Raw genomic sequence first — 25,233 nt, 5'->3', positions numbered from 1 at the left:
ACGTTTTTTATGCTATAATATTAATAGCGATTTGAAAGGAGATGTAAGATGCAAACCTACAAAACCTTACATGAATATGGAAAAGATGAGTATATTGTGGAAAAATCTGTCTTTATAGGTCATGCCAAGCCAGTGACTAGCGAAGAAGAGGCGAGGGCATTTATAGACGAGATGAAGGCCAAGTACAAGGATGCTACCCACAATGTATGGGCCTATACTATAGGTCAATCTATGAATATACAAAGATATAGCGATGATGGGGAGCCACAGGGAACAGCTGGTATACCTACACTTGAACTCATAAAAAAAGAAGACCTAAGAGATGTTGTAGTAGTTGTCACTAGGTATTTTGGTGGAGTGAAACTTGGGGCAGGTGGTCTAGTTCGTGCCTATACCAAGGGTGCAAAGATAGGTCTTGAAGCAGCTAAGATTGTGGAAAAGAAGTTATTTAGGAGGATATCCATAGCTTGTGATTATACACTGCTAGGCAAGCTGCAAAATGAACTTGCTGGCAATGAATACCAGTTAGAGGATATTTTGTATACAGACAATGTTACTATAGTGGTAAATTGCGAATTTGATAGGATAGATGATTTGAAAAACCTTGCAACCGAAATTTCCTCAGGTCAGGCTGATATTATTGATGGAGAAGAGATGTATTTTTCAGTTATCGATGGCAAGATATTAAAGTAGGCATTTAAACAAAATAAGATGAGAGACAATGCTGTAAATAAGATATAGATAATGTAGTAAATTAAGGCGATAGACAATATTGTAAATAAGATATAGATAATGCAGTAAATTAAGATGATAGCAATGTTGTAAATAAGATAAATAAAAATTTTAAAAGGAGCTGTAGTTATGTCAACTAGAAGTGAACAGATAAACAAGACAATTCAGTGGATAAGAGAAAGGGTTGAACAAGCCCACTGTAAGGGTGTAATAGTAGGTATATCAGGTGGTATAGACTCTGCTGTTGTAGCCTACTTGATCAAAAAGGCATTCCCTAATGATTCTATGGGTGTAATACTAAATATCAAGTCTAATCCTCAGGACAGGGTGGATGCTATGAAGGTTATAGACGGATGTGGTATAGAATACCTTGAGCTAGTTCTTGATGAACCTCAGGGGATGATACTTGAGATGGTCAAGGACAAGTTAGATGAAAAAGGCCTATATAGACCAGAGACTAGGAAGATGTCAGATGCCAACCTAAGGGCTAGAATCAGGATGTCTACTATATATACAATAGCCAACAACATGGGCTACTTGGTAGCTGGTACAGACAATGCTGCTGAATTATTGACAGGATACTTTACAAAGTATGGTGATGGTGGTGTAGACTTTTTACCACTTGCCAACCTTACAAAGGCTGAAGTATATGAATGGGCTAAGGAGCTAGGAATCCATGATGACCTAATCAGCAAGGCTCCATCAGCAGGTCTATGGGATGGACAGACTGATGAAAACGAGATGGGAACAACTTACAAGTATATAGATATGGTGATTGAGGGCAAGAGGGACCAGGTACCTGAAAAAGACCTTGCTATCATCGATAGGCTACATAGGGTCAGCGAACACAAGAGGGTGCCAGTGCCAAGACCACCTAAGTGGGACTAGGGGTGAATTAGTGTAGTGGTTATTGGTTGAATTTAAACAATAACTTAGATTAATGAAATAAACTGTTTAAATCAGAGTCGCAAATTATTTACTTATAAGCTATAGTATGGTAAAATAATATCTTGTAGTATATTGATTAAATAATTTCAAATAAATAAATTTTGAAGGTAAGGAGAAATTTTATGGGTCGTATTCATAATATTGAAGGAAGAAAGAATAAGCAGGATGCAGCTAGATCAAACGTATTTACAAAGCATGCAAGGGCTATTGCAGTTGCAGCTAGAGAAGGCGGCGGAGATCCAGAATACAATGCATCACTAAAGGCGGCTATTGTAAAGGCTAAGTCTGACAATATGCCAAATGATAATATAGATAGAGCTATCAAAAAAGGTGTAGGTGGTGGAGATGGTGAAAACTATGAATCTATCACTTATGAGGGATATGGTGCAGGTGGTGTAGCAATAATAGTTGAAACACTTACTGACAACAAGAACAGAACAGCAGGTAATGTAAGATACTACTTCGACAAGAACAATGGTAACCTAGGTACTCCAGGTTGCGTATCTTTCATGTTTGATAGAAAGGGACAGATATTTATATCAAACGAAAATGCTGAAGAAGAACAGTTGATGGAAGAAGCATTAGAGTTAGGTGCTGAAGACTTTATACCAGATGAAGATGGATTTGAAATCATTACATCACCAGAAGACTTCAATGCTGTTAGAGATGGACTAGAAGAAAAGGGATATGAGTTTGTAGCAGCTGATGTTAAGCTATTGCCTCAGACTACAAGTGTAGTAGATGACGAGGGACAGGTTAAGTCACTTGAGAAACTTCTTGATATACTTGAAGACGATGATGATGTTCAGAAGGTTCACCACAACTGGGAAATGCCTGACGTTGAATAATTGATGGAGAATAATATGTTGGAAAATATAGGCAATGAATTTGAAGTATTCGACTATAATATGAAGGGCTATAGGATAGGGACATTTGTATTCAACTATAGGTTGGTTGAAGAAGATGCTGATACTCATGTGGAGATAGATGTCTACAAGTACAGTGACCCAGTGGTCCTATACATAAAGACATACCAGGCACCTCTACTAGATGGAGCTGGACCGGTTGATATGTGTGAGGCCCTTTATGAAGAATTCTATGAAAAATCTGAAGACTCTTCAGAAGAAAAATAATACGAAGATAGAAACTATGCATGATTAATTTCTGCATAGTTTTTTATTTTGCAAACAATATTGATTTTTCCTTATTTACCTATTAAAGGACTTGATATATGGGGTATAATATAGGTATTGAGATGAAATGAAAGAGAGGTATTGATTATGACTAAGGAAAGAAAGTTAAACATAGGAGACAAGGCGATAGATTTTACACTAGAGGATAAGGATGGCAATAAGGTGTCCCTGTCAGACTACAGGGGCAAGAAGGTAATACTTTATTTTTATCCTAAGGACAATACACCGGGATGCACTAAGCAGGCTTGTAACTTTAGGGACAATTACCCACAGATTCAGGAAAAGGGTGCAGAGGTCATAGGAATCAGTAGGGACGGTCAGAAGGCTCATACAAACTTCACTGCCAAGCATGACCTTCCATTTACACTGCTTTCAGATCCAGAAAGAGAGGTTATAGAGGCTTATGGTGTATGGACTGAGAAAAAACTATACGGCAAGATAGGATTTGGAATCAGCAGGACTACCTTCCTAATAGACGAAGAAGGTACAATAGTAGATATTGTGGACGGCAAGAGAATGAAGGCTGCAACTAATGCAGATGATATATTAAAGGGAGATTTTTTGAGAGACTAGTATGACTGATAGAGAAGAGATTAAACTTATAAGTTTTGAAGAGATAGAAGATATAGACATAGGTAGTTTGGATATTGATGGGGCAAGAGACCTTGTTGGAGACCTTACCTATACCCTTAACTACCACAGTGATAGTTACTATAACAAGGACAATCCTGAAATAAGTGACTACCAATATGATAGGATGATGAGGTGTCTGATAGGTTTGGAGGACAAGTATCCAGACCTAAAGGCACCAGATTCACCTAGTGTCAGGGTTGGTGGTAGGGCCCTTGAAAAATTTGACCAGTATAGGCACCAAAGACCCATGCTCAGCCTAGGCAATGTATTTTCTGAGGAGGAGATTAGGGACTTTGATAGGAGGGTCAGGTCATCTGTAAGTGGTGATGTGAACTACGTGGTTGAGTTTAAGATAGACGGCCTATCTGTAGGGCTTACATATGACCAAGGTGTACTTCAAATAGGGGCTACACGTGGTGATGGCTTTATAGGTGAAAATGTAACAGACAACATAAAGACTATAAAGACGATACCTATAAAAATAGATGAAGACAGGAAGTTGATTGCAAGAGGTGAGGTATACATATCTAAGGCTGATTTTGAGGCGGTAAATGCCTACCAGATCGACCACGACCTACCAGTCTATGCAAACCCTAGAAATCTTGCAGCGGGATCCCTAAGACAGCTCGATTCTAGACTTGCTGCCAAAAGACCGCTGGATATATTTATATTCAACCTTGAGAACATGGATGAACTAGGTATAAAAAAGCACAGCGAATCATTTGAATATATGGAATCACTAGGTCTAAAAATAAATAAAGGCTATAAACTATGTACCAACATAGATGAGGTGATAGACCATATAGAATATTGGACAGACAAGAGGGGTCAACTTGACTATGATATAGATGGAATGGTTATAAAGGTAGACTCTCTAGACCAAAGAGAGGTTCTAGGCTTTACTGCTAAGAGTCCTAGGTGGGCAACTGCCTACAAGTTCCCAGCAGAGAAGAAAAAGACCAAGTTGCTAGATATAGAAATCGAGGTTGGTAGGACAGGGACTCTTACTCCTACAGCAGTATTAGAGCCAATTAGATTAGCAGGTACAAGTGTGTCTAGGGCCTCTCTTCACAATGAAGACTATATCAAGGAAAGAGATATCAGGATAGGTGACACAGTATTGGTTCAAAAGGCGGGAGAGATAATCCCCCAGGTATTAGAGGTAGACTTTGATGAGAGAGACGGTTCTGAAATTGTCTTTGAAATGCCTAAGCACTGTCCTGTGTGTGGAGAAGAGACAGTAAGGCTAGAGGGTGAAGCTGCGGTCAAGTGTATCAATATATCTTGTCCAGCCCAGATCAGGCGTGGTATAATCCATTTTGTATCTAGGGACGCCATGGACATAGAGGGCATGGGAGAATCCATTGTCAAGCTCCTATTAGATAAGGAATTGATCAAGGATATAGCAGACCTATACTATCTGGATCCAAACGATTTGGAACAGCTTGAAAGAATGGGTAAGAAGTCGGTAGCAAACCTTATGGCATCAATTGAAAAATCAAAGACAAACGAACTTTGGAGGCTGATAAACGGTCTAGGTATCAAGTTTGTTGGACTAAAGGGAGCAAAATTACTTGCCAAGGCCTATAATAACCTTGACGAGATAATGGCAGCGTCATCAGAGGACTTGATTAAGATAGACGAGTTTGGTACTATAATGTCAGACAGTGTTGAGAAGTTCTTTGAAGAAGACAAGAACAAGGAAACAATAGAAAAGCTTAGAAGAGCTGGTCTAAATTTTGAAAATATAAAAGAGGAAAAAACGGATAGACCTATGCTGTTTGAAGGGATGAAGATAGTTCTTACAGGTACTCTTCCAACTATGAAGAGAAATGATGCCAAGAAGATTATCGAAGACCTTGGAGGCAGGGCGACATCAAGCGTAAGTAAATCAACTGATTTTGTTTTAGCAGGTGAAGAGGCTGGATCAAAGCTTGATAAGGCCATATCTTTAGGGGTAAAGGTTATAGATGAAGCGAGATTTGTTTCAATCTTGGACCTTGATTCAAAGGAAGATGTAATAAACAGCCTAGCTAATGAATAAATGACAAAAACTATAAATAAATGACGAACAGTGATGTTTTAGCTAATGAAAAGGCTTAATTGTATAAGTGCAAGTGAGGTGGTTTGATGGCAATTATAGAGAACCCATTAGGCAAGAAAAGTGAAGTTGCCTGTGGTTACAAGGAAGAAAATACAAGTTCTAGACCTGATGGCAGGTCGCTTGATCAAATAAGAGATGTAAAGATAACTAGGAATTATACAAAGTATTCTGCTGGTTCAGTACTGATAGAAGTTGGAAATACCAAGGTTATTTGTACAGCATCTATAGAAGAAGGAGTGCCTCATTTTATGAAGGGGGCTGGGTCAGGATGGATTACAGCAGAGTACTCTATGCTGCCTAGTGCTACAGAATCTAGAAAGAAAAGAGATTCATCCAAGGGCAAGGTGGATGGCAGAAGTCAGGAAATACAGAGGTTGATAGGGAGGTCTATCAGGTCTGTTGTAGACATGGAAGCCCTAGGTGAGAGGACTATATGGATAGACTGTGATGTTATACAGGCGGATGGAGGTACTAGGACAGCTTCAATTACAGGTGCCTATGTAGCCCTAGCAGATGCCCTATACAAGCTGTATAAGTCTGGTCAGATCAAGAAGATGCCTGTAAAGAACCTATTGGCAGCAATAAGTATAGGTATAATTGATGATGAGGTAAGGCTTGATATATGTTATGAGGAAGACTCTAAGGCTATGGTAGATACGAATGTTGTCATGAATAACAGGGGTGAATTTATCGAAATCCAGGGGACTGGTGAAGAAAGACCCTTTACTAGAGACGAGTTGAGCAGGATATTAGAACTTGCTGAAAAAGGAAATAGGGACCTTATGAGACTTCAAAGACAGGCCTTGGGTGAGGTTGCAGATGCAATTATAGGTTGTGAATACAAGAGAGAGGCTGTTATAGCTACTGGAAATATGCACAAGCTAGAAGAAATCAAGACTATGTTGTCAGACCTTGATTTTAAGATATTATCTATGAAGGATGTAGACCTAGAAGGTCTTGAAATAATAGAAAATGGAAGGACTTTTGAGCACAATGCCCTTATAAAGGCGAGAACAATAGCCAAAAAAACAGGAATGATAGCTATAGGTGATGACTCTGGTATAGAGGTAGACGCTCTTGACAAAAGACCTGGCATATATTCGGCTAGGTATGCAGGGGAAAATGCTACAGATGAAGACAACAGGAACAAGATGTTTGAGGAACTTGAAGGAGTACCTATGGATAAGCGTACAGCAAGGTTTGTATGTGTGATAGCACTTGTGTTCCCAGATGGAAAAGAAATACTTGCAAGGGGTAAGGTAGAGGGCAAGATAGCTATTAAGACCAGTGGAGATAATGGTTTTGGCTATGACTCTATGTTTATACCTGAAGGCTATGATGAGACATTTGGAGTCTTGTCACCAGAGATCAAGAATTCATTTAGTCACAGGTCACGTGCCTTAGAGATTATGAAGGACAAATTAATAAAGATTCTAGCAGAGAGGACAATATAGGCTAAATAGCTATATAAAAATCAAGGCATATAATCTTAGATATGTTTTGAATGAGTGTATATTGAAATATAAAGGATACTTAAAGTATAAGTATATTTAAAGCACATAGTATTAAAAGTTTAAGTGTATTGAAATAGGAGTTGGAATGAAATTATTGATACTATCAGATAGCCACCATTCAATAGATAGGCTAAACAAGCTACTTTCTATAATAGAGGAAGAGAAAATAGATATAATAATCCATGCAGGCGACAATTTTAGAGATTCTGTATATCTCAAGGAAAAATCCAAAAAGTCAGTTATAGGAGTCATAGGCAACTGCGACTTTGAAAATACTGACAGGGAGATAGAGTTTGAGCTTGAAGGACTCAAGTTTTTCTTGACCCATGGACACAGGTATAGTGTAAAGTATGGACCGGAGATACTAGCTAGTAAGGGGCAGGAGATAGGCGCCAATATAGTAATATATGGTCACACCCACATAAAGGACGACACATATATGGGAGGTCTACTAATACTAAACCCAGGTAGTCTTTCTCAACCAAGAGATGGAAGCAGAGGATCATATGTTGTCATGGACCTAGATAATGGTAGCTATCAATATAATTATTTTTATATATAAATTTCACAAAATAGGTGCAATTTGAGTACTTTTATAGTATAATTAAGAAGTCGAATTGTGTTAAAAAATATAAAAGATAATGAAAAATTAAAATAAATCAGGAGGATTGAAATGAAAGCAGAACTAATCAAAAAAGAAGGAAATTCTGTAAGCTTCGAGATGGCAGTTGATGCAAAGGAATTTGATGCAGCTGTAGAAAAGGCATACAAGAAGACTAGATCTAGATATAAGATAGATGGATTTAGAAAAGGAAAGGCTCCAAGAAGAATAATCGAAATGAACTATGGAAAGGGAATATTCTTCAATGATGCTCTAGATATATTACTACCAGAAATATATCCAGTAGCAGTAGATGAACTAGGCCTAAAGGTTGTTAGCCAGCCAGAGCTAGACATCAAGGAAGCAAATGAAGACGGATCTTTAGTACTTGTTGCTACAGCTGATGTTAGACCAGAAGTTGAAGTAAAGAACTACAAGGGTGTTGAAATAGAAAAGGTATCAGCAGAAGTTGAAGAAGAAAGAATAGATGCTGAACTAAACTCAATGTTACAGAGCCATGCTAGAGTTGTAACTGTAGATGCTCCAGTAGAAAATGGAAACACTGCAGTGATAGACTTCAAGGGTCTTCTAAACGGTGAAGCATTTGAAGGTGGAACTGCTGAAGCTTACTCACTAGAAATAGGTTCAGGTACATTTATACCAGGATTTGAAGAACAGATAATAGGTAGGAAGGCTGGAGAAGAATTCGAAGTAAACGTAACATTCCCAGAAGAATACCCAGCAGAAGAACTAGCTGGTAAGCCAGTAGTATTCGAAGTTAAGCTTCATGAAGTAAAGGTAAAGGAATTACCAGAACTAAATGATGAATTCGCTCAGGATACAACTGAATTTGAATCACTAGCTGAATTAAAGGCTGACGTTAAGGCTAAGCTAGAAAAGGATGCAGAAGAAGAAGCTAAGAGACAGATGAGAGATGCTGCTGTTGCCAAGGTTGCTGAAGGCGTTGAAGTAGAAATACCAAACTCGATGGTAGAAGCTCAGATGGACAGAATGTTAAATGACCTTAATATGCAGTTAAGCTACCAGGGTTGGTCAATAGAACAGTTCGCTGAATTATCAGGTCAGTCTATGGAAGAAATCAGAGAAGCTAGAAGAGAAGATGCCCTAAACATTGTAAAGAGTACTCTAGTTGTAGAAGAAATAGCTGAACTTGAAAATGTTGAAGTAAGTCAGGAAGACCTAGACAAAGACCTTGAAAAGTTTGCTGCTATGTACCAGATAGACATAGAAAAGGTAAAGAAGAGTCTTCAGCCAGAAGATATAGAAAATATATCTAACAGAATAAGATCAGAAAAGACTGTAGATCTTATATTAGATGCTGCTGTAGTTAAGTAATTTTAACTAGGCTTAAACTAGAATATTGATAACATGCTTTATGATTATATTTGTTACTTTATGCTAATTTGCTGCGAAAAACAAATTAGTATAGGAAAATTTTAGGTATATGATATAATATAAAGTAGTATGTTAGTTTTAAAGACCACATCATATTATGTGGTCTTTATTAGAAAAAAGAGATTTGGAGGAGATAATATGGCATTAGTACCATACGTCGTAGAACAAGATGGCAGGGGTGAAAGATCTTATGATATTTACTCAAGGCTATTAAAGGATAGAATAATATTTTTGGGCGATGAAGTCAATGACCAAACAGCTAGCCTTGTAGTTGCGCAGATGCTGTTTTTAGAGGCAGATGACCCAGACAAGGATATACATTTATATATCAACTCACCAGGTGGTAGTGTAACAGCTGGTATGGCTATCTATGACACAATGCAGTATATAAAGGCTGATGTCAGCACTATCTGTGTAGGTATGGCTGCATCTATGGGTGCATTTTTACTAGCTGCAGGTGCCAAGGGTAAGAGATATGCCCTCCCAAACAGCACAGTTATGATCCACCAGCCACTAGGCGGAACAAGGGGTCAGGCTACAGATATAGAAATACACACTAAGTACCTATTGAGTATAAAAGAAAAGTTGAACAAGATATTGGCAGAGAGAACTGGTCAAGACCTTGAAACAGTAAAGGCCAATACAGAACGTGACAACTTTATGACTGCTGATGAAGCAAGGGACTTTGGTTTAATAGACGAAGTAATAGCAGGAAGAGTATAAGAAGAGATAGAAAGAGGTGATTAAGTGCCTAATAAAGATAATGAAAAACAATTCAGATGTTCATTTTGTGGTAAGACACAAGACCAGGTCAAGAGGATAATAGCAGGTCCTGGTGTATATATCTGTGATGAATGTGTTGGATTGTGTAGTGAGATAATAGAGGAAGAGATGCTGGCAAATGCAGCCCAGGAAAATGGCGAGATGAATCTTCCAAAGCCAAAAGAGATGATGGAAATCTTAAATGATTATGTAATAGGTCAAAGTGGGGCCAAAAAAGCCCTATCAGTAGCTGTTTACAACCATTACAAGAGAATATATTCAGAGAATACTACAGGTGATGTTGAAGTACAAAAGTCAAACATCCTCCTATTAGGACCTACAGGATCAGGTAAGACCTTGCTTGCCCAGACCCTAGCCAAGATTTTGAATGTTCCATTTGCAATAGCTGATGCAACTTCACTTACTGAGGCAGGATATGTAGGAGAAGATGTTGAGAATATCATTCTAAAGTTGGTTCAGGCAGCTGATTTTGATGTTGAAAGAGCCCAGAAGGGTATCATATATATAGACGAGATAGATAAGATATCTAGAAAGTCTGAAAATCCATCAATCACTAGAGATGTAAGTGGTGAAGGTGTACAGCAGGCCCTACTAAAGATTCTTGAAGGTACGGTTGCCAATGTTCCACCATCAGGCGGAAGAAAGCATCCTCACCAAGAATTTTTGAAGGTTGATACTACTAACATACTATTTATCTTAGGTGGTGCCTTTGATGGTATAGAGAAGATAGTACAAAAGCGTGGTAAGGAAAAGTCTCTAGGATTTGGTGCCAAAATAGAATCTAAGAATGACATGGATATAGGTAAGCTATATTCACAGGTAGTACCTGATGACCTACTAAAATTCGGTTTGATACCGGAGTTTATAGGTAGAGTTCCAGTGCTAGCGACTCTTGACCTACTAGATGAAGAATCCCTAGTCAAGATACTTACAGAACCAAAGAATGCTCTTACAAAGCAGTATGCGAAGTTGTTCGAGTATGATGATGCAAAGCTTGAGTTTGAAGAAGATGCCCTAAGAGCAGTTGCTCAAAAGGCTATCGAGAGAAAAACTGGTGCAAGAGGTCTTAGAAGTATTATTGAACATGCCTTGATGGATGTGATGTATGAAGTTCCATCATTAGAGAATGTTGAAAAAGTAATAATAAAAAGAGACTGCATAGAAGAAAATGCAAAACCAGAGATAGTATTCAAAGATGTAAGAGAAGTAATAAACGATAGCCCTATAAGTTAGTAATTTTGGAATCCAATTTTGAAATTGGGTTCCTTTTTTTAGTTAAGAAGCATATTTTTGCAGTAAAAGTACAATAAGGAACAAAAATTTGCGAAAATTATTGAATAAGCACTATTAAATGTTACAAATCAGTTGAAAATAGGTATACTTACATATATAATAATATATACGTATTTGCCCGATGGTGCTATTAAATCAATTTGATTTAAAGTCTTAGGGGATTTATGTTGAAAGGAGAGTATTATGGAAAACAATGAAGTAAAAGATAATAATGTAATAATATACAAAGATACTATAGAAATGCCTATGATACCACTAAGGGGAATATCAATTTCTCCATGTATATTGCAGTCATTTGATATAGGTAGATTAAACTCTATAGAGAGCTTCGAACTGAGCATGATAAATGGGGAGAAAATATTCCTAGCCAGCCAGTTTGATTCACTAGTTGAGGAGCCAGACATAGATGACATATACACTATAGGTACTATCTGTAGCGTAAAGCAGGTGATCAGAACATCTGAGACATCTATTAGGGTCTTGGTTGAAGGTCTTGGAAGAGCTAAACTTGAAAAGATGTGGATAGACGAAAACAATGCATGGATGGGTCAGATTACGCCTATAGAGTTTGATGAAGACCAATTTACAGACGAAGAGAAGAATACCCTAGAGGCATACTCTAGACGTCTGATGAAGGGATTTGAAAACTATATATCTATAGCAGTAGAGATGACATCAGATGCATCTATGGACCTAGCAGATGCAGAGGGATATTCAATGCTGATAGATATAATAGCATCAAGCCTATTCTTGAAGTTCTCAGATAGACAAAAAATCCTTGTTACACTTGATGTAGAAGAAAGAATGAAGATGATTTACGACTATCTACAAAGAGAGCTAGAAGTGATCAAGATAGACAAGAAGATAAATCAAGATGTAAGAAAGCAGATGAACAAGATCCAGAAGGACTACTATCTAAGAGAACAGATGAAGGCTATCCAGAAAGAACTTGGAGAAATACCAGACGAGGGAGAAGATAGCGGCTATAGGGCCAAGCTAAATGAACTAAAGATAGACGCAGAAACATTTGAAAAGATTGAAAAAGAGATCGAAAAATTTGAGAGGACACCAGTTGGTTCACCAGATTATAATGTGTCAAAGAACTACTTGGATACTATATTCTCACTTCCTTGGAACAAGGAATCAAGAAACAGATTTGATATCAAAAAATCAGAGAAAATCCTTAACGAAGACCACTATGGCCTAGATGATGTCAAGGATAGGATTCTAGAATACCTAGCAGTAAGAAAGCTATCCAAAAACCTAAAGGGACCTATCATATGTCTTGCAGGACCTCCAGGGGTTGGTAAGACATCAATAGCAAAGTCAGTTGCAAGATCACTTGGAAGACACTTTGTTAGGATATCCCTAGGTGGAGTAAGAGACGAGGCAGAGATAAGAGGACATAGAAGAACATATATAGGAGCTATTCCTGGTAGAATAATCAATGCCATGAAAGAAGCCAAGTCAAAAAATCCAGTTATACTACTAGATGAGATAGACAAGATGGCAAGCGACTTTAAGGGAGACCCTACATCAGCAATGCTAGAAGTATTGGACCCAGAACAGAACAAGTACTTTGTAGACCACTACCTAGAGTTGCCGTTTGACCTATCAAAGGTCCTATTTATAACAACGGCCAACGATCTGAGAAATATACCTAGACCACTGTATGACAGGATGGAAGTAATAGATATAGAAGGCTACCTAGAAGAAGAAAAATTAGAGATAGTCAAGAATTTTGTCCTTAAAAAGCAGCTTAAAGAAAACGGCTTGAGCAAAGACTTTATAAAGATGGATGACGAAGTAATCAAGTATGTAATCAATAGGTATACAAGAGAAGCTGGAGTAAGACAGCTAGAGAGGACAATCGGCAAACTTTGCAGAAAAGTAGTCAAGGAAATGGTCGAAAATCCAAAGCTAAAGCCAGTTACAATGACAAAAGAACTTGTAGTAAAATACCTAGGCAAGGAAAAATATAGACAAGAACCACTGGATATGAACCCACAGGTAGGCCTAGTAAACGGACTAGCATGGACAGCAGTAGGCGGCGTTACACTAGAGATAGAAGTAAGCGTCCTACCAGGCAAGGGCCAGATAGTCCTAACAGGAATGATGGGAGACGTCATGAAAGAATCAGCTAGGACAGGTATTTCATATATCAGGTCAATAGCGGATAAGTTGGATATAGAGCCAGAATTCTATAAGAACAAGGACATACACATACATATACCAGAAGGAGCAACACCAAAAGACGGGCCATCAGCAGGAATTACCATGACACTGGCAACAATATCAGCACTTACAAATAGGCCAGTACCAGGAAATATAGCCATGACAGGAGAGATAACCCTAAGAGGTAGAGTCCTTGCAGTCGGTGGCGTAAGAGAAAAAGTCCTTGCAGCATACAGGATGGGAATAAGAAAGATTATCCTACCAAAAGAGTGCGAAGCAGACATAGAAAAAATACCAGAGACAGTAAGAAACGATATAGAATTTGTCTTGGTAGATAAGATGGAAGAGGTATTAGAAGTTGCCCTTCTAGAGAGAATGTAAGGTGAAAAAATGGAAGAAAATACTAAAGTGTCTGAAACAAAACCAAAGAAAAACAGAAGAAGAAATCAGAACAAGCAAGAAAAACAGGTCAAGAAGCCTGTCAAAAAAAAAGTAGCACCTAAAAAACCTACGACAATAGACGAAAAGGTGAGACAAGAAGAAAAGATGAAGATCAGGACAGCAGAGATTACAATGAGTGCTGTAAATAGATCACAATATCCAGGAGAGGGAATACCTGAGATAGCCCTAGCAGGAAGATCCAATGTCGGTAAATCATCAGTAATCAATGGCCTACTATCTAGGAAGAACTTCGCTAGAACATCATCAACACCAGGAAAAACAAGGACAATAAACTTCTATCTAATCAATGAAGAATTCTACTTTGTTGACCTACCAGGCTATGGATATGCAAAAGTAGCCAAAACGGAAAAAGAAAAATGGGGTGCAATCATGGAGATGTACCTATCAGATAGAAGAGAACTATGCGCAATATTCCTATTGGTAGATTGCAGACATGAACCTACAGCAGATGACAAGATGATGTACGAATGGATCAAGCATTTTGGATACAACTGCGTAGTAGTAGCTACAAAGGCAGACAAGATATCAAGAGGTCAATACCAGAAACATACAAGCATAATTAGGAAGAAACTTGAAATGGCAAAAGAAGACAAGATAATACTTACATCCTCATCATCAAATGTAGGAATGAAAGTACTTTGGGACGAAATTGTAGACCAATATGCCCAACATGGATATATAGTGACATATGAAAAAACAGTAGACTAAAATATGTTGAAATATATTAAAAACTGGATATAAACAAATAGCGTTGATAGTAATAGAATCATACCATACATAGCATGGAAAAGATAATTACCATCAACGCTATAATTTTAAAAAAATACCCGCCTCCATCCAAACCAATAACTACCTCAACTCGTCAGTAACACAGAAAATATAAGGCACATTCCTATACCTATCTTCAAAGTCAAATCCATATCCAACAACAAACTTATCTTCAATCTCAAATCCTATATAGTCAGCAGTAAAATCAACCTCACGCCTAGAAGGCTTGTCCAAAAGAACACAAGTCCTAATAGACTTCGGATTCTTTTTTGCTATATGCTTAACTACAAAGTCCATAGTATGAGCAGTATCAGTTATGTCATCAACTATAAGGACATCAAAATTAGATATATCTTCGATTGATATATCAGACTTTACTACAACATTACCGCTAGATTCAGTGGACCTACCATAGCTTGAAGTAGTCATAAAATTTACAGTAAGATTATAAGAATCTATGGCCCTTACAAGGTCAGCACAAAAGATAAAACTACCCTTTAGTAGGGATATTACAAGTAGATTTTTTCCCTTGTAGTCCTGGTTTATCTTGTCACCTAGCTCTTTAATTCTCTTAGATAGGATGTAGCTATCAAACATCATTTCCCATTTTCTATCTTCTATATTCATTGTTTCCTCCGTATTATTTGAGAATTTATCTTGGATTACCCAGATACTTAAGGGGTATATAGGTAATAAGATAAGAATCATATTTTATTAATAAACCTATTATATATTATTAGTATCATTATGGTCAAATATTACCAGCAAGAAAGTAAAAATAACTTGAAAAATTCTCAGGTTAATATATAATAGATAGTTGTGGTATAAATTTTACAATGGGAGACACCTTATTATGAATAATCAGAAGAAAAAACTTTATAGCGATAAGTGGTCAAAGTCTAACACAAGGGATATTTTCAATGAGAAGCAGAAGATAGCCATAGAAAAATATGGAGACGTATTTGAAGATGATATGTTTTTTGCCCTAGAATTATCCTTGAATACTGATTTAGATTCACAACTTAGTGAAGAATTTGTTGATAGGATGAAGAAGAGAACAAAACTTTCATAGTAAATATAAAAGCAGCTAGACTTCATATGTATATATTTTACTGGTCAACCAGTGAAAGGGTACATATTTGGTCTAACTGCTTTTTTATTTTAGTATGATTTAATATTATTGTCCATTAGTATGGTAGCTAGCTGGGCAGCCCTATCAGGGTGCATTGTTCCAATAGGTAGTCTAAAGTCTCCAACCTCGATTCCCATCATATTCATTGCAGTCTTTACTGGAATAGGGTTTACTTCAAGTTTAAGTGCATCTATAAGGGCAAAGTTATTTATCTGTATTTCACGAGCGTATTCAATCTTGCCTGATTCAAAATGCTTGTACATATCTAGTACCTGGTTTGGTACGATATTAATCAAGCTAGATGCTAGGGATTTTATTCCAAGGCTTAGGGCTGCAAGTGCTATTGAGTCGTTTGCAGAGATTATATCGAAATTGCTTGGAAGGCTAGATATCATTCTAGCTATATGCTCTATGTCGTTTGATGTCTCTATGATTCCTACAATATTGTCTATAGCGGCTAGTTTTGCCAAAAGACCTATAGGTAGGTTTGAGCCTGAGTGCTCAGAGTCGCTAAATATGTAGCAAGGTAGGTCACAAGTCATGGCTAGAGACCTGTAGTGACTCAAGATTCCCTTTTCGTTACCAACATTGTAGTAAGGTGGTTCAAATATAAGGGCATCTACACCTGACTGATTAGCCTTTATACCTAGGATTATTGACCTTCTTGTATCATTAAAACCTGTCTGGGCAAGTACAGGTATCTTTTTGTCTACCTTCTTAACCACAAAGTCTATAAGAGAAGATATCTCCTCATCTGACATAGTCAAAAACTCTCCGTTGTTGCCGCCTACTATTATTGCAGCAGCACCGAGTCCTAGTTGCTTGTCCAATAATTTTTCTAGTTTATCAAAGTCTACTTCATTCGTATCAGAAAATGGTGTAACAAGTCTAATTGCACATCCTTTAAAAATCATATATTAATACTCCTTTCGCTGTATATATTTGTAATTATACCACAATTAGTGAATATTATTTATATTAAGTATAAAATAATATTTTCCCGTAAATTGCAATATCAATTTGTATACTTTTTTGCCACTCTTGCAAAAATATCGGTACTTGTCCTAAAATATATGTCAAGACTAGGCCTTGCCTATTCATTTTAGTCTTGACTAGTATTTTAGGACTAGTAAACTGATATTTGAAAGAGGGCTTCCATACCTTCAAACTATCGTTACTATTCATAATATGGTCCAATATATCCAATGAGTCGGTTACATTTTTAGAATACTTGTTTTTGTAAAATTGTACATTATTTAATTACCATTTCTTTGCAAGTACAATATTCCAGTAGTGTTTTAACCTTTTGTATTCAACTGATTTTGTGTCTAAGACCTTCATTTCATTGATTATAAGTTTGTATAAATCACTGGTAAGCAACTGAACGATATGAAATTTATCAATTACTATTTTAGCATTGGGAAATACTTTTTTTGACAAGTAAATATACGGTGTATAAATGTCTGTTGTTACGGATTATACTATATTTCTAGCCTTTAAAGGAAATAAATTAAAGTATTCCAACAAGTACCTTTGACTTCTGTCAGTAAGTATATCAAAGATACATCCTGACTCTATATCCATAATATTTACACTCATAGAGGAATCAACTATGCTAACTAATTGAATTTTTAATGCCCTCGGGTGCGTCTATTCCAAGCACAGTAGGAAAATAGTATTTTCTTTTTTCTGTTCTGTCGAATGAAGAACTCTGATAATTGTATAAGTAGATACATTTTGTTCTTTTGCTATTAAATCCATAGATATTGTTTAACATAGATTTAATTTTATAGATTTTTTCACATTATTTGATATGTATTATCTTTTATCTGTGATAGATGTTTCATCTGTAAAAGTAGAGTTGCAGTGCTTACAGTAGAACCTTTGCTTTTTTACAACCAACGTAAATGTGTATTTACCTACATTGTTTTACTTTACTTTCGAAATTTTGAAACCGTGCTTTATTACATCGTAATTTACATATCTTTGAAAATAATAAAATACAATTTTTAATTTTACAATTTTTGGTTGTATTTTTTTAGAGTAAAAGTTTATAATATACTTAATAAAGTTTAGGAGGACATATTTTGGAAAAATTTCAGGTTTGTAATAGTGTTTCTGTTATCAGAAAAGAAAGGGGGTATACTCAGTTGAAATTGGCAAAGTTGGCAGATTTTTCTCAACAGTATATTAGTAATATTGAGAGAGGAGTATTAATACCATCTATTGCTAAAGCGATCAAATTAGCAGAGGTATTAGGAGTTTGTCATGGAGAATTATTTTTTAAATGTGAAATAAAAGATTGATAATATAAGAAAGATTAAGAAAAAAATTTAATGTTTTAAAATATAATATAGTCTAAAGTATGACTAAAGATTTTTTTGAACAGAGTATATTCATTTTTTTATAAGAAAGTCGTAGATATGTGTTGTTGTATGGTGAAAGTTGGTAGAGGAAATTACAGCAAAAAGTATTGACACTGTATTAAAACCCAAATAAAGAGGTAAAGTGGGGTGGATTAATATTATAAAAGATCTTTTAAATATATGTTTTGTTTCTGGATAATTTAAAAATGTGGAGAATTTAATAAAAACCAACTCTTAAGGGAAACGAATAAATACAATCTGAATTTTATCGATTTGGAGTATAACTTTTGTCGTGATATAGATTTTTATTTTAATTCAGGATAAATAAGATGAGAGTATTGTGTTGTCGATTATTTGTTTATAAAAATTTGTATGTTATAGTGATAAACATAAATATATTGTATAAGGAGTGATTTTAATGAAGAACAGAGAAGAAAAGCTGAGTTATTTAAGAAAGAAAGATTTTATTTCCATTTTTATCACCACAGTCGTATCTGCATTTATTTTCTTATTCATAAATGAATATTTTGTAGGTACTACTGAAGCAATAATATTTTCATATATTGGTGTTATAGGTGGTATTATTACAGTTATCGTGTCTTACTTTGAAAGTAAGAGTAACGACCCTTTTGTAACTGGTAAAACTTTAACATTTGGTGTTATAAATAGTTTTATTGGTGCTGGTGTAGTTATACTTCTTACATCATTTAGATTTGGATTAATACCAAGTTTGATAGTTATTGATATTATAATTATTATGTCGAGAGAGCTAGGAAGAAAGTCAAGGGAAAAAATGTTAGATAAGTTTATTAATAAAACTGGTACAATTATAAAAAATAATGGAAATGGTAAATATGTTATGGATTTAAATTCAAAAAGAGTAACTGTTTATTCTAAAGATAACTTAGCGATTGGTGGTATGGTAAAGGTATCAGAGCTGAAAGGAACATGTATTTATGTAGAAGTATTTGCTTAAATAAGCGAACTTTAAAGTTTATTTAAAATTTTTAAATCGTACTTTATAGATATTAAGTTATTATTCTAAAACAATTTAGTTATTAACACGCGATTTGCATGTTAAAAAGTGTGGTGTGTTTTAAAGTTATGAAAATAAATGAAAAAATAGCCAAAAGCATGTTTATTAGGTGTATATGTTTATTATCAAACAAAGTATAAATTTCTAATTATCTTTTTATATTTTCTTAAATGCTCGTAAAGCCTTATTCTATGTGCTTTCGAGTATTTTTACTGTAGGAAGATACTTCACGTTTCTTTGCATATTTCCTCATGTCTTAGCTGTCAGAAGTGGTAAATAAGTAGTAAATTCATTTGTACTACTAAGCAACAAGACGCTCCTGTTGCTTCTCTTTATTCAAGCGTTTCATTTCTGCCATTGCAGAATCGAATGTTGCATGTGCGTAATAGTTCAGCGTCATGGCTATATTAGCATGTCCCATAATGTACTGTAATGCCTTTGGATTCATTCCTGCATTTGCATAGTTGGTACAGAATGTATGTCGCAAACTATGTGGAGTGATGTGTGGCAATTTATCCTCGTTATACTTATTGTATTTCTTAACAAGACCTTTCATCATGCCGTTGTAATCACTTGCCACTTTTGGATAGTTCTTTCTATTAAGAAAGAGGAAATCACTATATCCATCAATCTCAACACGCTTATCATTCTTTCGATTCGCTAACACTCGCTTAAATGCTTGATAGGCTTCTTCAACCATAGGAACTTGACGTTCGCCACTTTTGGTCTTTGGTGTTTCAATGTAGTACCCAATTTCAGTATCTCTCAATAGCTGATGGTCTATATTGACAAGACGATTCTCAAAATCTAAATCTGGAAGTGTCAAACCACCAAACTCTGAAATACGAAGACCTGTTTTTAAGAGTATCAGAATTTCATCATAATTTTTGCTGTAGGTTTTATCAGCTTTTGCAAAGGCTAACAGTTTTTCTTCCTGTTCTTCTGTTAGTACGGTCTTAGGGACAGTATCATCATCAAGAACTGCTTTCAGTTGAAAGTCAAATGGATTCTTCCGAACACAATCATCTTGTATAGCAATATAGAATGAAGCCTTTAAAGAACGTTTGTAGTTATTGATGGTTTGATAAGCATAACCATTTTCACTCATTCTAATAGCCCATTCTTTAGCGTCTGATGGCTTAATACTGTCAATACTTCTTACACCTAACTTGTCTTTCTTCAAAATATCCATAAGATATTTGCGTCCAGTTTCAGTGTTTTTTCTAACCTTTGGTCTTTGAGCGTTCTGTTTTGCGTAAAGCTGGCAGAGTGTCATTTTCTTTCCTACAACATCAATACCATCATGAATGTCTTTCTGTAACTCTGCGATTTTCTCTCTAAGTGAGATACAATCACGCTTTCCTGCTGGTACTCGGTCTGTAGCCACAAGTTTCCACGAGTAAACAAATTGCGGTTCTCCAAATGAATCTATATATTTGTATAAGTATCTTCCGTCTTTTCGTTGGCTCTCTCCAGTCTTTAAGATTCGACCTTTATTGTCACGTCTTTTTTCTGACATGGCATTTGCTCCTTTCCTTTATGGAAAGAGCCTTGATACGACTTAATACTATTTTATCATATACAAGACCCTTTGGCGACGCTAGATTGCGTCCAATGTATCTATAATTTTTTCAAATTGTTTTCGTTTAATCTGAATACGATTGCCATTCATAATCAGCCAATTTGCATTTTTATTTTCCTCTGCCAAGCGTCGTAGCTTGTTTTCGCCAATACGAAAATATTTTGACGCTTCTTCAATGGTTAGGGTATAACGTTCCCAAATAGGAATGTCAGTCTGCTTCATAAAATCCTCCTTTCCAAATCACTTATTTGGATTTCATAAAAGTTGTTTTACCAGCAATCGAACAGCTTTAGCAAAGCTCACGGGAGTTCCACCCCTGCATGGTTCTCATGTAGCCATACTCATTGCCTGCGACGGTTTTATCACGCTCGGACTATTGACTGTATGGGAGTATCATTATCACGATAAGAATGTCGTTGCAGGCAATCCTGCTAAAGATTGCTTCTCGGATCACTAACATGAATCGCTCGCTATCTTTATAAGATAGGTCATGGCGGTTAGTTCCGTTGGCTCTTTTCTTATCGAAACGTATTCGATTACTTTTATTCAGTTTTCAAAGAACAATGGCTCGTTAGCCTATCAAAACACATTGAAAGCTCAATATGCTTTGGTGGAATAACAAACCTCCCTGTTCGGGAAGCGTGGAATGGTTTAGCACGCTTCCACGAAAGGAGAGAGGATATTACTTAATTTCAAATGACAAAATCTTTGTAATCAGTCTGGTTTCCATTCTTCCACGTAAGACTTCATCAACGACCATACTTTGATTGCCATATTCATCTTTCATAAGTCGTAGGGAACGCTTCGTTATGTACCCTCTGTAATGATGTAGAATCTGGTTAATCGCTTCGGTATCGCCATCTGTTGCCTTTACAATGAGAGGAAAGGGAATCATAGGATATTGTGTTTTCATTCTTCAAATTCCTCCATAAACTTTTTAATTAAGGCTAGTCCACTGGTTCTATGCCGATAGACAGTAGAACGGTTCAATTTCAACAGGTCTGCAATTTCTGAATCGCTCATGTCCATAAAGTAAAACAGCAGTAGAATTTCACGTTTCTTGTCTGGCAACTCACGTAATGCTTCACTCAACAAATCATTTTCAACGCCTACTGATAACCCATTGAGTGTAAAAATCTGAAAGTCAGTTGAATAGTTATCTGTTGTCGCAAACTGGCTAACAAGATAATCGCCAACATCCGAAAAGGACACCTCACGCTTTGCAATCCTTGAAAGATAAAGCATATAATTCTTTCGCTCGTCTTCCATAGCACGTTTACAGATATAGTCAAACTGATTTTCTATTGTGGTCTGAAAAGAAGATGGTTTCATGTTTCTCACCCCCTTTCTGTCTAGGAAAGGAAGTGAGCCTTGCTCGTTTATCTCCTTTCACTCTTAGTCCCAATGTGAAAGGGGGATTTGTTGCATTACTGATAAATAAACTTTGTAAAAAAGTTCTGAATAGCCAAAAAAGCATATAAACAGATTTATTTCTCTGTTTACATGCTTCTGTTATTCTATCTATATGATTTATAAAACCACATTGGTGGACGTACTTATCTATTGCAGATAGACGACTTTTTTTGACAAGAACCCAATGTAAGGAAATTTATTGTATATGATGTACTTCATGGCGACGTTGACCTCCAACAAACCGCCATTTGGAAGTAATATACAATATTTTAACAGCGTAAATAGCACTACCATATAACGGTTTTTTTTATTGGCGTTTAGTAGTGCTTTTTATTAAATATAAACCTATAAACCATATAACACGTTTTTCTATACCTGTTTTTAATTCAGTAGGAACAATAAAATGTATAGAGGTGGTCTACTATGCGTAAAAAAGAAGATAAATATGATTTTAGAGCCTTTGGTTTAGCCATTAAAGAAGCTCGATTGAAACGAGGTTTAACTCGTGAACAAGTGGGAGCATTGATTGAAATTGACCCACGTTACTTAACTAATATTGAAAATAAGGGGCAACACCCCAGCATACAAGTTCTTTATGACCTTGTATCGTTACTTCATGTTTCCGTTGATGAATTTTTCTTACCTGCTAATAACTTGGTAAAAAGCACCCGACGATTACAGATAGAGAAATACATGGATAGCTTTACAGACAAAGAACTATCCTTAATGGAATCTTTAGCCAGCGGTATCAACGAAGCAAGAAACATCGAAGACTAATTAAAAGAATCCATACATAACGGAAAGAGCCGATAAAATGAGATTGTATTAATCTCATTTTATCGGCTCTGCGTCTTTGCGTCTGGCTCTGTAATCACAGTTACTTTGAACTGCTTTATTTCAATTAAATTTTCTTGTCTGCATTTCGGACAATAGAGGGGGAATTTTTTTAATTCAGTATCTTCCCTTATCTTTAATCGTGTTTTATTTCCACATACAGGACACAATATCCACTTGTAGTTTATAATAACTATCTCCTCCTTTACACTTTAATTCAAATCTTTATTAAAGAATATTTCATCTTATTTAACAAGAAACCATATTTATATAACAACATAAAATACACTAAGTTATTTTATTGAACATATATCGTACTTTATCTATCCTACTATTTGGACGACGGGGCTGGCAAACAGGTTCACCGGTAGTAACATGGTACCCTTTTAACTCTGTTAAACAAACACTACGTCCATTTGTAAAGAAAGTTAAATCACTACGATATTCTTGAATACATCGAGCAGGGATTTCTCCACTAAGAATGACCTCATTATTTTTCAATTGAGTGTCTACGATGTTCGCACAATATTTAGGAGCATCGTTGTATGCTCGTGAAAGATATTCCTGTGGCGCATAAATTTTAAAACTAAGATATGGCTCTAACAATTCTGTTCCAGCTTTTTTTAAGACTTGTTCCAATACAATAGGAGCAAGCATTCGAAAATCTGCTGGGGTACTAACAGGGCTATAGTATAAGCCATACTTAAAACAGATTTTACAGTCCGTCACATTCCAACCATATAATCCTTGTTCGCAACCATAGCGTATCCCTTCCATAACTGCATTTTGAAATGATTGATTTAAGTATCCAAGAGAAACCGAGCTCTCATACTGCATTCCACTTCCCAACGGAAGCGGTGATACAGATAAACCAATGGAAGCCCAGAAAGGATTTGGCGGCACTTCGATGTGAATGGTATATTCTGCATTTTTTAACGGTCTCTCCATATAAATGACTGTAGGCTCTTTTAGTTCTATCTCCACATGATACTTTTCTTGCAACAGTGCACTAATCACTTCCATTTGTACTTTCCCTAAGAAAGAAAGTATAATTTCATGTGTCGTAGAATCCACGTAATATCGTAGAAGCGGATCACTATCTGAGATTTCCAAAAGGGCATCAAGCAACATTTCTCTCTGTTCAGGTTTACTCGGTTCAACAGTTGTTTGTAGTAGAGGGTGCGGATTTTCAATCTTTTTTCTCTGTGGCAATAGTTTTGTATCTCCAAGAACACTATTTAACTTCAAAAACTCATTTTGCAAAATAACAATTTCTCCAGAATAAGCCTTATCGATTTTACATAATTCACCATTTATTGAAGTATACATTTCTGTAATTTTTATTTTTTCCTTTTCCGATATTCTAACCGAATCTCGCAAATGCAGTACGCCACTATAAAGACGTATATATGCAAGACGCTGTCTTTTTTCCGAATACTCAATTTTGAAAACTTTTCCGCAAAGTTCAGACTGACCTCGATGTGTTGATGAATAAAATTTATTCGTAATCACTTCTATAAGGTTATCAATCCCTATATTGTTTTTTGCACTTCCGTGATAAACAGGGAACAGGGAACAATTCTGAAATCTTATGCTTTCCTCTTGTTCGAGTTCCAATGCTTCTAATGATTTACCGGACATATATTTCTCTAAAAGGTCATCGTTTCCCTCTATTACCGTATCCCATTGTTCAGATTCGGTAAAGTTCGTCACACACATATTAGGATACAGTTCTACCTTCTGTTTGATTACAATTTCGGCAGAAAGTTTCTCTTTAATATCCTGATAAACCGTTGATAAATCAATTCCATTTTGGTCAATCTTATTGATAAAAAAGATTGTGGGAATCCCCATTTTCCTAAGTGCATGAAATAATATACGAGTTTGTGCTTGTACGCCATCTTTTGCAGAAATCAGTAGAATTGCCCCATCTAAAACTGATAATGAACGATATACTTCTGCTAAGAAATCCATATGTCCTGGCGTGTCTATGATGTTCACCTTCGTATTTTCCCACTGAAAAGAGGTTATTCCTGTCTGAATTGTAATTCCTCTCTGACGTTCTAAAAGCGTATTATCCGTCCTCGTTGTACCTTTGTCCACGCTTCCTAATTCTGTAATCGCTCCACTGTTATATAATAAGCTTTCTGTTAAGGTAGTTTTTCCTGCATCAACATGAGCTAAAACTCCAATATTAATAATTTTCATGTGATTTTCCTCCATTCAAAAACCCAAAAGGGCATAAAAA

Annotated in this window: 26 protein-coding genes; 17 read left to right on the top strand and 9 right to left on the bottom strand. The window is 36.1% G+C overall.

Translation table 11 applies throughout. The features are described 5' to 3' along the window. Window positions 1–48 precede the first annotated feature (48 nt). The 13 genes from HMPREF0631_RS02520 (at window position 49) to yihA (ending at window position 14,562) form a co-directional block, all read left to right on the top strand. A complete protein-coding gene (locus HMPREF0631_RS02520) occupies window positions 49–693 on the top strand; it encodes a YigZ family protein (protein WP_002843222.1) in 645 nt (214 codons plus the stop codon). A 168-nt stretch (window positions 694–861) separates the two neighbouring features. Beyond that, complete coding sequence (gene nadE, locus HMPREF0631_RS02515) at window positions 862–1,620, top strand: NAD(+) synthase (RefSeq protein ID WP_002843231.1); 759 nt, start codon at window positions 862–864, stop codon at window positions 1,618–1,620. A gap of 182 nt (window positions 1,621–1,802) precedes the next feature. Then, window positions 1,803–2,528, top strand: a complete 726-nt coding sequence (locus HMPREF0631_RS02510) for a YebC/PmpR family DNA-binding transcriptional regulator (RefSeq protein WP_002843289.1) — start codon at window positions 1,803–1,805, stop codon at window positions 2,526–2,528. A gap of 15 nt (window positions 2,529–2,543) precedes the next feature. Next, the gene (locus HMPREF0631_RS02505) at window positions 2,544–2,813 is read left to right on the top strand and encodes a hypothetical protein (protein ID WP_002843178.1); all 270 of its coding nucleotides are present in this window, start codon (window positions 2,544–2,546) and stop codon (window positions 2,811–2,813) included. Between the two features lie 147 nt (window positions 2,814–2,960). Further along, window positions 2,961–3,446 (top strand): thioredoxin-dependent thiol peroxidase, encoded by a 486-nt coding sequence (bcp, locus tag HMPREF0631_RS02500; protein WP_002843250.1) that lies wholly within the window; start codon window positions 2,961–2,963, stop codon window positions 3,444–3,446. A 1-nt stretch (window position 3,447) separates the two neighbouring features. Continuing rightward, window positions 3,448–5,550 carry an NAD-dependent DNA ligase LigA gene (gene ligA / locus HMPREF0631_RS02495; protein WP_002843299.1) on the top strand — a complete coding sequence of 701 codons (2,103 nt, stop codon included), beginning with the start codon at window positions 3,448–3,450 and terminating at the stop codon, window positions 5,548–5,550. A gap of 86 nt (window positions 5,551–5,636) precedes the next feature. Next, window positions 5,637–7,064, top strand: a complete 1,428-nt coding sequence (gene rph, locus HMPREF0631_RS02490) for a ribonuclease PH (protein ID WP_002843193.1) — start codon at window positions 5,637–5,639, stop codon at window positions 7,062–7,064. Between the two features lie 145 nt (window positions 7,065–7,209). Further along, window positions 7,210–7,686 carry a metallophosphoesterase family protein gene (locus HMPREF0631_RS02485; RefSeq protein WP_002843291.1) on the top strand — a complete coding sequence of 159 codons (477 nt, stop codon included), beginning with the start codon at window positions 7,210–7,212 and terminating at the stop codon, window positions 7,684–7,686. Between the two features lie 111 nt (window positions 7,687–7,797). Beyond that, complete coding sequence (gene tig / locus HMPREF0631_RS02480) at window positions 7,798–9,081, top strand: trigger factor (protein ID WP_002843257.1); 1,284 nt, start codon at window positions 7,798–7,800, stop codon at window positions 9,079–9,081. A 198-nt stretch (window positions 9,082–9,279) separates the two neighbouring features. After that, on the top strand, window positions 9,280–9,864 hold the full coding sequence (gene clpP / locus HMPREF0631_RS02475; RefSeq protein WP_002843239.1) for an ATP-dependent Clp endopeptidase proteolytic subunit ClpP: 585 nt from the start codon (window positions 9,280–9,282) through the stop codon (window positions 9,862–9,864). A 24-nt stretch (window positions 9,865–9,888) separates the two neighbouring features. Beyond that, on the top strand, window positions 9,889–11,157 hold the full coding sequence (gene clpX, locus HMPREF0631_RS02470; RefSeq protein ID WP_002843242.1) for an ATP-dependent Clp protease ATP-binding subunit ClpX: 1,269 nt from the start codon (window positions 9,889–9,891) through the stop codon (window positions 11,155–11,157). 243 nt (window positions 11,158–11,400) lie between these two features. After that, window positions 11,401–13,773 carry an endopeptidase La gene (lon, locus tag HMPREF0631_RS02465; RefSeq protein WP_002843269.1) on the top strand — a complete coding sequence of 791 codons (2,373 nt, stop codon included), beginning with the start codon at window positions 11,401–11,403 and terminating at the stop codon, window positions 13,771–13,773. Between the two features lie 165 nt (window positions 13,774–13,938). Next, the gene (gene yihA / locus HMPREF0631_RS02460; RefSeq protein WP_100068878.1) at window positions 13,939–14,562 is read left to right on the top strand and encodes a ribosome biogenesis GTP-binding protein YihA/YsxC; all 624 of its coding nucleotides are present in this window, start codon (window positions 13,939–13,941) and stop codon (window positions 14,560–14,562) included. Between the two features lie 141 nt (window positions 14,563–14,703). Here the strand turns inward: yihA and hpt are convergent, their stop codons facing one another. Beyond that, on the bottom strand, window positions 14,704–15,249 hold the full coding sequence (gene hpt, locus HMPREF0631_RS02455; RefSeq protein WP_002843192.1) for a hypoxanthine phosphoribosyltransferase: 546 nt from the start codon (window positions 15,247–15,249) through the stop codon (window positions 14,704–14,706). Window positions 15,250–15,475: 226 nt separating this feature from the next. Here hpt and HMPREF0631_RS02450 point away from each other — a divergent pair, with 226 nt between their 5' ends. Next, entirely contained in the window at window positions 15,476–15,694 is a 219-nt protein-coding gene (locus HMPREF0631_RS02450) for a hypothetical protein (protein WP_002843301.1), read from the top strand. Window positions 15,695–15,783: 89 nt separating this feature from the next. Here HMPREF0631_RS02450 and dapA read toward each other — a convergent pair whose 3' ends face one another. After that, window positions 15,784–16,668 carry a 4-hydroxy-tetrahydrodipicolinate synthase gene (gene dapA / locus HMPREF0631_RS02445; protein WP_002843189.1) on the bottom strand — a complete coding sequence of 295 codons (885 nt, stop codon included), beginning with the start codon at window positions 16,666–16,668 and terminating at the stop codon, window positions 15,784–15,786. A gap of 346 nt (window positions 16,669–17,014) precedes the next feature. Beyond that, window positions 17,015–17,215: a transposase gene (locus HMPREF0631_RS10415; protein WP_080547779.1), complete on the bottom strand. Its 201-nt coding sequence runs from the start codon at window positions 17,213–17,215 to the stop codon at window positions 17,015–17,017. Between the two features lie 626 nt (window positions 17,216–17,841). Between HMPREF0631_RS10415 and HMPREF0631_RS02435 the strand changes: the two genes are divergently transcribed. Beyond that, the gene (locus HMPREF0631_RS02435; RefSeq protein WP_002843172.1) at window positions 17,842–18,060 is read left to right on the top strand and encodes a helix-turn-helix transcriptional regulator; all 219 of its coding nucleotides are present in this window, start codon (window positions 17,842–17,844) and stop codon (window positions 18,058–18,060) included. A 478-nt stretch (window positions 18,061–18,538) separates the two neighbouring features. Next, window positions 18,539–19,096, top strand: a complete 558-nt coding sequence (locus HMPREF0631_RS02430) for a hypothetical protein (RefSeq protein WP_002843235.1) — start codon at window positions 18,539–18,541, stop codon at window positions 19,094–19,096. A 361-nt stretch (window positions 19,097–19,457) separates the two neighbouring features. On the opposite strand, the gene HMPREF0631_RS02425 is transcribed toward HMPREF0631_RS02430, so the two are convergent. From HMPREF0631_RS02425 to HMPREF0631_RS02410, 4 genes are all read right to left on the bottom strand, one after another. Continuing rightward, window positions 19,458–20,675 (bottom strand): tyrosine-type recombinase/integrase, encoded by a 1,218-nt coding sequence (locus HMPREF0631_RS02425; RefSeq protein ID WP_001291561.1) that lies wholly within the window; start codon window positions 20,673–20,675, stop codon window positions 19,458–19,460. An 81-nt stretch (window positions 20,676–20,756) separates the two neighbouring features. Further along, window positions 20,757–20,960, bottom strand: coding sequence for an excisionase (locus HMPREF0631_RS02420; protein WP_000814511.1), 204 nt, complete (start codon window positions 20,958–20,960; stop codon window positions 20,757–20,759). A 460-nt stretch (window positions 20,961–21,420) separates the two neighbouring features. After that, entirely contained in the window at window positions 21,421–21,651 is a 231-nt protein-coding gene (locus HMPREF0631_RS02415) for a helix-turn-helix domain-containing protein (RefSeq protein ID WP_000857133.1), read from the bottom strand. After that, on the bottom strand, window positions 21,648–22,070 hold the full coding sequence (locus HMPREF0631_RS02410; RefSeq protein ID WP_000804885.1) for a sigma-70 family RNA polymerase sigma factor: 423 nt from the start codon (window positions 22,068–22,070) through the stop codon (window positions 21,648–21,650). Before HMPREF0631_RS02410 ends, HMPREF0631_RS02415 begins: the two co-directional genes overlap by 4 nt. 504 nt (window positions 22,071–22,574) lie before the next feature. Here HMPREF0631_RS02410 and HMPREF0631_RS02405 point away from each other — a divergent pair. Beyond that, window positions 22,575–22,928 (top strand): helix-turn-helix transcriptional regulator, encoded by a 354-nt coding sequence (locus HMPREF0631_RS02405; protein WP_001227347.1) that lies wholly within the window; start codon window positions 22,575–22,577, stop codon window positions 22,926–22,928. 59 nt (window positions 22,929–22,987) lie between these two features. On the opposite strand, the gene HMPREF0631_RS09635 is transcribed toward HMPREF0631_RS02405, so the two are convergent. Both HMPREF0631_RS09635 and tet(M) read right to left on the bottom strand, forming a co-directional pair. Then, window positions 22,988–23,155, bottom strand: coding sequence for a cysteine-rich KTR domain-containing protein (locus tag HMPREF0631_RS09635; protein WP_000336323.1), 168 nt, complete (start codon window positions 23,153–23,155; stop codon window positions 22,988–22,990). A gap of 118 nt (window positions 23,156–23,273) precedes the next feature. Further along, entirely contained in the window at window positions 23,274–25,193 is a 1,920-nt protein-coding gene (gene tet(M), locus HMPREF0631_RS02395; RefSeq protein ID WP_002843300.1) for a tetracycline resistance ribosomal protection protein Tet(M), read from the bottom strand. Between the last annotated feature and the right edge of the window lie 40 nt (window positions 25,194–25,233).

Origin of the sequence: Peptostreptococcus anaerobius 653-L (assembly GCF_000178095.1) — a bacterium.
In the GTDB taxonomy this organism is placed as follows: domain Bacteria; phylum Bacillota; class Clostridia; order Peptostreptococcales; family Peptostreptococcaceae; genus Peptostreptococcus; species Peptostreptococcus anaerobius.
This window is presented reverse-complemented; position numbering and strand designations above follow the sequence as displayed.